This is a genomic window from Flavobacterium lotistagni (assembly GCF_011392125.1).
In the GTDB taxonomy this organism is placed as follows: domain Bacteria; phylum Bacteroidota; class Bacteroidia; order Flavobacteriales; family Flavobacteriaceae; genus Flavobacterium; species Flavobacterium lotistagni.
The window spans coordinates 1-9214 of record NZ_JAAJBU010000020.1; the positions used below are offsets into that span (position 1 = coordinate 1).

Genomic DNA, 9214 nt, shown 5'->3' on the forward strand with positions numbered 1-9214 from the left:
TAACCGCGGTCTTGCGCAATGTCTCGAATTTCTTGGCCGGAATCTTGGTTTTCACGAAGAACTTTTTACCTTAGTGGAGAAAACTCGGTTCGCAAATCCGCCACTGACGCAAGGCCGCAAACCGTTATAAGTAACCTTTTAAGAAATCGTCTAATAATGAAAATTACTTTAATAATTTTAATCTCGCTTTTTTCTTTATCCTGTTTTTCGCAGACAAAGGAGTTAACTTACAATTCGCTCCAGTCGAGTTTAACTGAATTTCTTATCTCTAATGGCGATATTAGAACGGAAAAAATAGATGATTATCGGCAAGGTAAATCAGAAATTAGACTTACAGGTCTTTTTAATAATTTTCAAAAGGAAAAGCTTATAGATGGAATATATTCGTTTGCTATAGGTTGCTCGCATTGCAAAGCTTATTTTGTAATCGTTGATCAAAGTCAATATACAATTTTAAATATTTCTTCAAAAGAAGGATTAAATATTGCAATCCAGAACACACTAGATTTTTGTGACAGAAATAAGTATTGTGTTGACATAACCAAAGATTATATCTCTCGCTTAATTAGTGTTTATCATAATATAAATAAAAATCCGACTGCGGGATACGATGTTAATTGTCAAAGAGGAGTTAAGGATACGAAAACCTTACCATAGAGTAAGGCTACTTATAACAGCCGCCACGCGATCATTGCTGGTTTTTCTTAACCGGAAGCTTTTTTTCACGTCGAACTTTCTATCTTAGTGGAAAAATCTCGGTTCGCTTTTCCGCAACGTCGCGTGGCGGCGGACCGTTAACAGTCAGTTTATAAAATCGGAATACTGAAACATAATTGGAAAGTTGAAAACTGCATAATTTGACGCAAAAGAAACTGGAAAGTTGGAATCTGAAAATGGAAATGGCAAAGCTAAACGCAAACGAAACCTGAAAATTGGAACGTGAAAATTGAAGTTGCAAAGCTAAACGCAAAAGAAACTGGAAAGTTGGATTAGAAATGCGAAACGCAAGCGAAACTGGAATGTTGGAATTGCAAAACTAAACACAAGCGAAACCTGAAAATTGGAACGTGAAAATTGAAGCTGCAAAGCGAAACTTGAAAGTAGTAACGTGAAAATTGGAGCGGAAAAGCAAAACGCAAATGATACCTGAAAATTGGAATAAATAAGAAAACCGCCTGTTAACACTGGCTAAATTCCATGGCTAATTTTCCGGTAAATTGTTCGTTTTATTTTCCTATTTTCGTTTTGTGCTAGTGGATAAAACTCGGCCGTAAAACCGCCACGAAATCTAGCCAGAAACCGTTATAGGCAATGCGTGAAAACGAGCTCGGAATAAATTATAAAAACAAAATGCAAGCAGGTAATTTAGCAATAGGATTATTGATTGAGAAATTTTCAGAATTTCTTGAATGGATATTTCAAAAGCGAAAGAAAACAGAAGTGGAGAAATTAATCGATTTAGATTCCAACATAAAAAAGGATTTTAATATTTCAATTTTTGATGTTTCCGAAAGTTCATTTGATGTGCTGAAAATTACACTTGAGAAAATGGATTCACAGATACTCAATGACATTATCATTTTTCTTACTGAAGTTTCTTTTTCAAAAAATAAAAGTCAAATGTTTAAGCGCTTAAAATCTAATGCAAAACTGAATGAAAGAATCTTGGAATTGATTCAATTTGAAGAACATTGTAATAAAAACTTGCCACTCGAAATACGGAATATTCAAAACTCATTACAACAATTAATACGTTTTGCTCATTGAAAATAGAAATTCGCACAGCCTATAACCGCGGTCTTGTATAATGTCTGGTTTTTCTTAGCCGGAAGCTTGGTTTTCACGTAGAACTTTTTACCTTAGTGGAGAAAACTCGGTTCGCAAATCCGCCACTATACAAGGCCGCAAACCGTTATGCGATATGCTTAAAACATCACTTACGAATGAATACAGTTGAATCAAAAATCAGCAATTTATATATTGGCCTAATAATCTTTTTGAATATAATAGCTTTATTCATTATTGCTGTGTCCGTGAATTATTTACAAAATATTTACTACACATACAAAAGGGTAATTGCTGGTATGTTAATAATTACTTTTATTATCTTTTTAATTTATATCTGGAACGAAATTTTGAAAGAAATAAAAATTACTGTGAACATCTCTGGCATTAAGGTTCAGAATTACAATTCTTCAACTTTCATCCTTTTTTCAGAAATTGAGAGTATTGAAATTCATAAGGAAAAAAAATATTTTAATGGAGTACAGATCACAGATACATACTCGTATAGCGAACTTAAGCTAAGGTCAAAACCTAGTTTATTTATTTCTCCAAGTAAATTTGAAAACTATAAAGAAATTATGCAAGCGATTAGAAGTAATTTAGAATATTAGAATATTAGCACATCGCATAACCCTACCTACGCGAGCACCGCTGGTTTTTCCTAATTTCACGTCTGGTTTTCACGAAGAAATCCTATCTTAGCGGAGAATACTCGGTTCGCTAATTCCGCGCCGTCGCGTAGCTAGCAACCGTTAGTGGCAAGCTTAACAAAACAACAAATTCATGAAACAATTACAACATTTTTCTAAGAACAATCCCTATTCAAAAGTTGAAGAAGAAACCAAACATATAAAGATATCTCGACCTTGGGACGATGATACGTTTATAATTTTACTTGATAAATCTGATGACTTAAAAGCATTAGACAAAGTTAAATTAGTTGATTATTTAGTTGCGATATATCATTTCGAAGAAGGCTTACTAGAATTCATTTTTGCACCAGTTGAAACTGATTTAGAAATTCTTGAAAGAAAATTTGAATTCAATTTTCAAGGTAAAACATATGATTGCTATTTTGACAAATCCTCTAAAGCCCTCGAATTAATAGGAACTGGATTTCAACAAACAAAGTCTTCCACAAAAACCAATTATAGAGAATTGAGAATGTATAATGACTTTTATACATTGGATGAACAACCAGAATTTATAAAAGAATTTTATAAAGGTTGTGAAGCATATTCATTCTATATAAAAGGAGATTTTTCAATGTTAGAAAATGATTTTTCTTATTTTCTTCGACTTCTAAATTTTTATATGGAATACTTTGACAGAGAAACTCCCAAAATAATACTTCATAGAAAAGAAACTATTAAAGATGAGTTTAAGATTCCATGTTTGACAGGCGAAGTAAATAAATTTCCTGCCAGCATAAATGCTCACAATATAGAATTAACCGTTTTAGAAACAATCGACGTTGCTCATAAAACTGATGATATAAGACTTCAATTTATATTTTATTATCAAGTTTTAGAGTATTGCACTTATTACTTTTTAGACACAACTATTAAAAAAGAATTAAATCAAATTCTAAAAAAGCCAGATATTAATTCTAAGTCTAAAGAGTACACAAAATCCATTATAGACAAACTGCAAGACCATTATTATAAAAATAAGGATGATTCGGTTAAAATGGAGAAAACAATACTTGAGTTTATTTCAATTGACGATCTTAAATTAGAATTAGAGTCAAACTGCGAATTCTTCTGCGAGGATATTGAATTTGATGGAGGATTAGTTATAAAAAAACTCTTTAATAAAGTTGAGGATTTAGAAAGTATAACAGAAAACCTATTAACTGCAATAAGGAAAAATATTGAGAAAATCAGAAATGTGTTGGTTCATTTACGAGAACAAAGAGAGAATAAAGTTATATTACCAACGCCGGATAATGACGTAAAATTGACACCTTATATGTTCATTATTAAGCGAATTGCAGAAAAGATTGCTTTGCAGTTTGAATAAAAAGCCAGCCACTAACCGCGGTCTTGTATAATGGCTCGTTTTCGTTGTCCGGAAGCTTGGTTTTCACGTAGAACTTTTTACCTTAGTGGAGAAAACTCGGTTCGCAAATCCGCCACTATACAAGGCCGCAAACCGTTGTAAGCAATTTTATCAACCATGAACTCTACGACAGAAATTGACGAACTTATTAGTAAAATGACAGGCGAAAAAATTTTACGCCATACATGCCAACTATTGGTTAAAGATGAAAACGGAAAACTTAAGCCTCACGGTTCAGCCGTTTTCGTAATAGTTGCTGGAATTCATTTTTTAATTACAGCATCTCATGTCACAGAACATTGGTCGGACCAAAATCAACTATATATCAGGATTGGAAAAAATAATTATGTTTCACTTGTTGGTGAATTAAGAGAAACTGATCTCTCTATAGATGAAAAAATTGATTTGTCATATGTCAAGATTGATGAACGTATTATTCCAGATTTAAAAAAGCCATATTTATTTTTACCCGTTTCAAAAATACGCGATCATAAATTATTGAACGGAGCTGCCAATTACTGCGTAATGGGTTATCCAGAAAAAAGCTTAGCAAATATTGACGACAAAATAGAACCTGTTGCTCAGGCATATTATCTTTCGCCAAGTTCTGAAAAAGTATATGAGCATTATAAATTCGATCCTAATATGTTTTATATGTTGGACATGAAGGGCAAAGGAACAAATATTAAGACTGGCGAAGTAGCGAAAACTGGCACTCATTTTTACGGAATTAGTGGTTGTGGATTGTGGTTAATGATAATCGATTCTGATGGCAAAAATCATTCAATTGATTATAGACTTATCGGTATTATGACCGAGTTCAGAAATACAAAATTCTTATCATTAATTGGAATAAGGATTAAGTTGTTTCTTGATGCGATGACAACGCTCGAAAAAATTGAATTATTTCAAAAGGCAGTTTAAAATCAAAACTGCTTACAACAGCCGCCACGCGATCATTGCTGGTTTTTCCTAATTTCACGCTTGGTTTTCACGAAGAAATTCTATCTTTAGCGGAGAAAACTCGGTTCGCTTTTCCGCAACGTCGCGTGGCGGCGAACCGTTAGGCGCAATTTAACGGAACTCGATAAAACTTTATAACATGATAAAAGAATTACTTATTTCATTTAAAGATAATTTAGAATCAAAATCATCAAATCCTTTTTTTGGAACATTGATTTTAATTTGGCTAATAAAAAACTGGAATTTATTTTACAGTATTTTCAACTTTGATCCAAAAACTACATTAGCAAAAAAGCAACTTTTTATACTAAATCACTTCAAAAAGCATCCATTTCTAGAGACCTTGGGATATTGTGTTTTAAAATCCATTTGCTTACTAATAATCGCATACTTTTTAATAAATTTATCACGATTGATTGTGAATTTTTTTGAAAAGAAAATTACTCCATTAGTATATAAATGGACAGATAACAATAGCATTGTGTTGAGAACCGTTTATGAGAATTCTGAAAATGAGAGAAAGCGATTAGAAAAGAGACTTGAAGAGGAAAGAGAAGCAAAATTGAAGTTACAAGCAGACTATGACAAGTTAGAAATTAAACTCGCTGAGCGTTTAACAAAATCCGTTGAAACACAACAAGATTCTTCAAGTAAAAAAGATGAAGTTTCTTCAGGTGATACTAAATTAGATTTGATTCTAAAAAAACTGAAGAAAGAGAATAAGATTGGAGCATTCGAACTTATTGGAGCAGCAATTCTAAATAATAGAGCTATTAATAGAGATGATACCAATGTTAAAGAGTTTGCTTCATTGGGATTAATAACCCAATCTAGATATGTTTCTGGCAGTTCCTACATTTTTTCCTTAACATCACTCGGACAAAATTTGCATGAAACAATTTTAATAGAAAAATTAAAATAAACTCCGCCTAACCCTACCTACGCGAGCAACGCTGGTTTATCTTAATTTCACGCTTAGTTTTCACGAAGAAATTCTATCTTTAGCGGAGAGAACTCGGTTCGCTAATTCCGCGTAGTCGCGTAGCTAGAAACCGTTAACAGTCAGTTTATAAAATCGGAATACTGAAACATAATTGGAAAGTTGAAAACTGCATAATTTGACGCAAAAGAAACTGGAAAGTTGGAATCTGAAAATGGAAATGGCAAAGCTAAACGCAAACGAAACCTGAAAATTGGAACGTGAAAATTGAAGTTGCAAAGCTAAACGCAAAAGAAACTGGAAAGTTGGATTAGAAATGCGAAACGCAAGCGAAACTGGAATGTTGGAATTGCAAAACTAAACACAAGCGAAACCTGAAAATTGGAACGTGAAAATTGAAGCTGCAAAGCGAAACTTGAAAGTAGTAACGTGAAAATTGGAGCGGAAAAGCAAAACGCAAATGATACCTGAAAATTGGAATAAATAAGAAAACCGCCTGTTAACACTGGCTAAATTCCATGGCTAATTTTCCGGTAAATTGTTCGTTTTATTTTCCTATTTTCGTTTTGTGCTAGTGGATAAAACTCGGCCGTAAAACCGCCACGAAATCTAGCCAGAAACCGTTACCAATCAGTTTAGAAAAAGCGTACTATTGAAGCTAAATTGGACAGTTGAAACTGCATAATTTGAAGCAATAAAACTTGAAAATTGAAGTTGCAAAACTAAACGCAATTGACATTAGAAAGTTGGAATGGCAAAGCTAAACGCAAACTAAACTGGAAAGTTTGAATTTGTAAATTGGAATTGCAAAGCTAAACGCAAATGAAACTGGAAAGTTGGAATTTGAAAATTGGAATTGCAAAGCTAAACTCAAACGAAACTGAAAAGTTGGAATTTGAAAATTGGAATTGCAAAGCTAAACGCAAATGAAACTGGAAAGTTGGAATTTGAAAATTGAAGTTACAAAGCTAAACGCAAACTAAACTTGAAAGTTGGAACGTGAAAATTGGAATAAATAAGAAAACCGCTTGGTAACACTGGCTAAATTCCATGGCTAATTTTCCGGTAAATTGTTCGTTTTATTTTCCTATTTTCGTTTTGTGCTAGCGGAGAAAACTCGGTTATCAAACCGCCACGAAATCTAGCCAGAAACCGTTACCCGTCATTTCAAACGATACCGCAAAAACTATGGAAATAAACAAAAATGACCACGACAAAATAATCGGAAACTTAGATTTTTCTGGCGAAGAAAAGTCGTACTTTGATTTCTGGCATTTACATTATGATTTTGATGGCAATGGAAACAAATCATTTGAGAAGCGAAAAGAATATTTAAACGAAGCATTTAGAATTTACAATCAGCTCCAAAATAAACTTCAAAAATATCCGAATGAATTTCAATTATGGATTGGTATTGATGAGGTTGAAAGCGGTGATGACGGAATTTATATACATACAAAAAACCCAAATTCTGATTATTTTCCGCATTTAGTCGAAAACGAAAAAATTGAAATTGTAGATATGCCTTTATATTCTTACTTGGAGAATTCAGGCTTTGAAATCATTAATTCAAAGAACGACAATACAAATTATTTCTACTTATATAAAAATGATACTGGAGTCAGTTTAGAGAAGAGAAACGCCGGGTAACAGCCGCCACGCGATCATTGCTGGTTTTTCCTAACCGGAAGTTTTGTTTTCACGAAGAAATTCTATCTTTAGCGGAGAAAACTCGGTTCGCTTTTCCGCAACGTCGCGTGGCGGCGGACCGTTGGCGGCAAGCAATGAAAAACGAAATCATGAAAAAAATCATTCTTATACTATTTATTGCAATTATTTCATGCTCATCAAATTCTGATGTAGAAAAATCATTAGCCGAAGTTGGAATCAATTTGTTTGATAAATATTCCATTTTAGAAAATAATTCAGAAGCATCATTTGGAGAAAGTTCAAAAAATTTTGATTTAATTATTAGTGAAAAAGATTTTGCTTTAATAAAAACTAAAATAGAGCACGCAAAAGATTATAGAGAATATGAGGAAAATGAATTCCCAAACAGTGTTAGAGAATTCAATAATGATGATATAATAATAGCGTTTAAAAGTGGTTCAAAATATTTTTACAAAGTTGCAAAAGCTAAAACCAATGAGAAATTTGAAATTGTATTAACTGGAAAAAATAAGTTGAGTTTTATATATTTTGAAGACTAAATTTGCCAGCCGCCAACACTTGCTACGCGAGCAACGCTGGTTTATCTTAATTTCACGCTTGGTTTTCACGTTGAACTTTCTATCTTAGTGGAGAAAACTCGGTTCGCTAATTCCGCGTAGTCGCGTAGCAAGAAACCGTTACCAATCAGTTTAGAAAAAGCGAAATATTGAAGCTAAATTGGACAGTTGAAACTGTATAATTTGAAGCAAATAAAACTTGAAAATTGAAGTTGAAAAACTAAACGCAATTGACATTGGAAAGTTGGAATGGCAAAGCTAAACGCAATTGACACTGGAAAGTTGGAGTTGAAAAACTAAACGCAAGCGAAATTGGAAAGTTGGAATGGCAAAGCTAAACGCAATTGAAACTGCAAAGTTGGAGTTGAAAAACTAAACACAAACGAAATTGGAAAGTTGAAATGGCAAAACTAAACGCAAACAGAACGTGAAAATTGGAATAGATAAGAAAACCGCTTGGTAACACTGGCTAAATTCCATGGCTAATTTTCCGGTAAATTGTTCGTTTTATTTTCCTATTTTCGTTCTGTGCTAGTGGAGAAAAATCGGTTATCAAACCGCCACGAAATCTAGCCAGAAACCTTTGGCGGCAAGCCTATTGGAAACGAAACCTTAAAAAATAATGCCTGAAGATATTAAAGATAATTGGCCGGCTTTTGAAATTAAATCATGGAAAAGTATTCATGCATTTTCTGGCAGAATAGCAAATGAAGAAGAAGCCAAAAGTGGAATTGCTGTCTTCTGTTTAAAGAATACAGATTCTAATCATAAAGCATATGAAATTGAATTGCCTAAGTTGGCTTATTTAGTTGATTCGGAAAACAATACAAAAGAATTAATTGTAGCTATTCAAGCTGAAGTAACAAAACAAGGAATTGTAGTTGGTTATAGAAATCCAAATGGTGGAAACGGTGCATGCTTTTTATATGAATTGATATTTTTAACCGAAAAGGAAATTGAAAAAATAACTAAATAAGAAGGCCAGCCGCCAACAGCACCTACCCGCAATGGCTTGATTTTCTTGGCTTCACGCTTGGTTTTCACGAACAAAATTTTATCTTAGCGGAGCGTACGCTGCTCGCTTTTCCGCCACTACGGGTAGCTGCAAAACGTTACAGGCAATGTTGAAAAAACTAAACTTTAAAGAATGACTTCAAACTTTAAACTAACAATTCATATGGTTTCGAGCCTTGATGGATTTATAGCCAAAAAGGACAATAGTATGTCGTGGTTTGAA

At 33.2% G+C, this 9214-nt stretch carries 9 protein-coding genes; all 9 read left to right on the top strand.

Translation table 11 applies throughout. From position 1 onward, the window contains the following. Window positions 1-156: 156 nt before the first annotated feature. On the top strand, window positions 157-657 hold the full coding sequence (locus G4D82_RS14135) for a hypothetical protein (RefSeq protein ID WP_166337950.1): 501 nt from the start codon (window positions 157-159) through the stop codon (window positions 655-657). Between the two features lie 654 nt (window positions 658-1311). Then, on the top strand, window positions 1312-1767 hold the full coding sequence (locus G4D82_RS14140) for a hypothetical protein (RefSeq protein ID WP_166337951.1): 456 nt from the start codon (window positions 1312-1314) through the stop codon (window positions 1765-1767). A gap of 176 nt (window positions 1768-1943) precedes the next feature. Beyond that, window positions 1944-2396 carry a hypothetical protein gene (locus tag G4D82_RS14145; RefSeq protein ID WP_166337952.1) on the top strand — a complete coding sequence of 151 codons (453 nt, stop codon included), beginning with the start codon at window positions 1944-1946 and terminating at the stop codon, window positions 2394-2396. A 172-nt stretch (window positions 2397-2568) separates the two neighbouring features. Then, window positions 2569-3807 carry a hypothetical protein gene (locus G4D82_RS14150; protein ID WP_166337953.1) on the top strand — a complete coding sequence of 413 codons (1239 nt, stop codon included), beginning with the start codon at window positions 2569-2571 and terminating at the stop codon, window positions 3805-3807. Window positions 3808-3963: 156 nt separating this feature from the next. Continuing rightward, a complete protein-coding gene (locus tag G4D82_RS14155; RefSeq protein WP_166337954.1) occupies window positions 3964-4770 on the top strand; it encodes a hypothetical protein in 807 nt (268 codons plus the stop codon). 178 nt (window positions 4771-4948) lie between these two features. Then, window positions 4949-5731 carry a hypothetical protein gene (locus G4D82_RS14160; RefSeq protein WP_166337955.1) on the top strand — a complete coding sequence of 261 codons (783 nt, stop codon included), beginning with the start codon at window positions 4949-4951 and terminating at the stop codon, window positions 5729-5731. 1206 nt (window positions 5732-6937) lie between these two features. After that, the gene (locus G4D82_RS14165) at window positions 6938-7399 is read left to right on the top strand and encodes a hypothetical protein (RefSeq protein ID WP_166337956.1); all 462 of its coding nucleotides are present in this window, start codon (window positions 6938-6940) and stop codon (window positions 7397-7399) included. A gap of 149 nt (window positions 7400-7548) precedes the next feature. After that, a complete protein-coding gene (locus tag G4D82_RS14170) occupies window positions 7549-7959 on the top strand; it encodes a hypothetical protein (RefSeq protein WP_166337957.1) in 411 nt (136 codons plus the stop codon). A 640-nt stretch (window positions 7960-8599) separates the two neighbouring features. Continuing rightward, window positions 8600-8953, top strand: a complete 354-nt coding sequence (locus G4D82_RS14175; RefSeq protein ID WP_166337958.1) for a hypothetical protein — start codon at window positions 8600-8602, stop codon at window positions 8951-8953. The last annotated feature ends 261 nt before the right edge of the window (window positions 8954-9214 follow it).

Coding starts and splice junctions, on each gene's coding strand:
- G4D82_RS14135 (WP_166337950.1), top strand. CDS start 157: ATGAAAATTACTTTAATAATTTTAATCTCGCTTTTTTCTTTATCCTGT.
- G4D82_RS14140 (WP_166337951.1), top strand. CDS start 1,312: ATGCGTGAAAACGAGCTCGGAATAAATTATAAAAACAAAATGCAAGCA.
- G4D82_RS14145 (WP_166337952.1), top strand. CDS start 1,944: ATGAATACAGTTGAATCAAAAATCAGCAATTTATATATTGGCCTAATA.
- G4D82_RS14150 (WP_166337953.1), top strand. CDS start 2,569: ATGAAACAATTACAACATTTTTCTAAGAACAATCCCTATTCAAAAGTT.
- G4D82_RS14155 (WP_166337954.1), top strand. CDS start 3,964: ATGAACTCTACGACAGAAATTGACGAACTTATTAGTAAAATGACAGGC.
- G4D82_RS14160 (WP_166337955.1), top strand. CDS start 4,949: ATGATAAAAGAATTACTTATTTCATTTAAAGATAATTTAGAATCAAAA.
- G4D82_RS14165 (WP_166337956.1), top strand. CDS start 6,938: ATGGAAATAAACAAAAATGACCACGACAAAATAATCGGAAACTTAGAT.
- G4D82_RS14170 (WP_166337957.1), top strand. CDS start 7,549: ATGAAAAAAATCATTCTTATACTATTTATTGCAATTATTTCATGCTCA.
- G4D82_RS14175 (WP_166337958.1), top strand. CDS start 8,600: ATGCCTGAAGATATTAAAGATAATTGGCCGGCTTTTGAAATTAAATCA.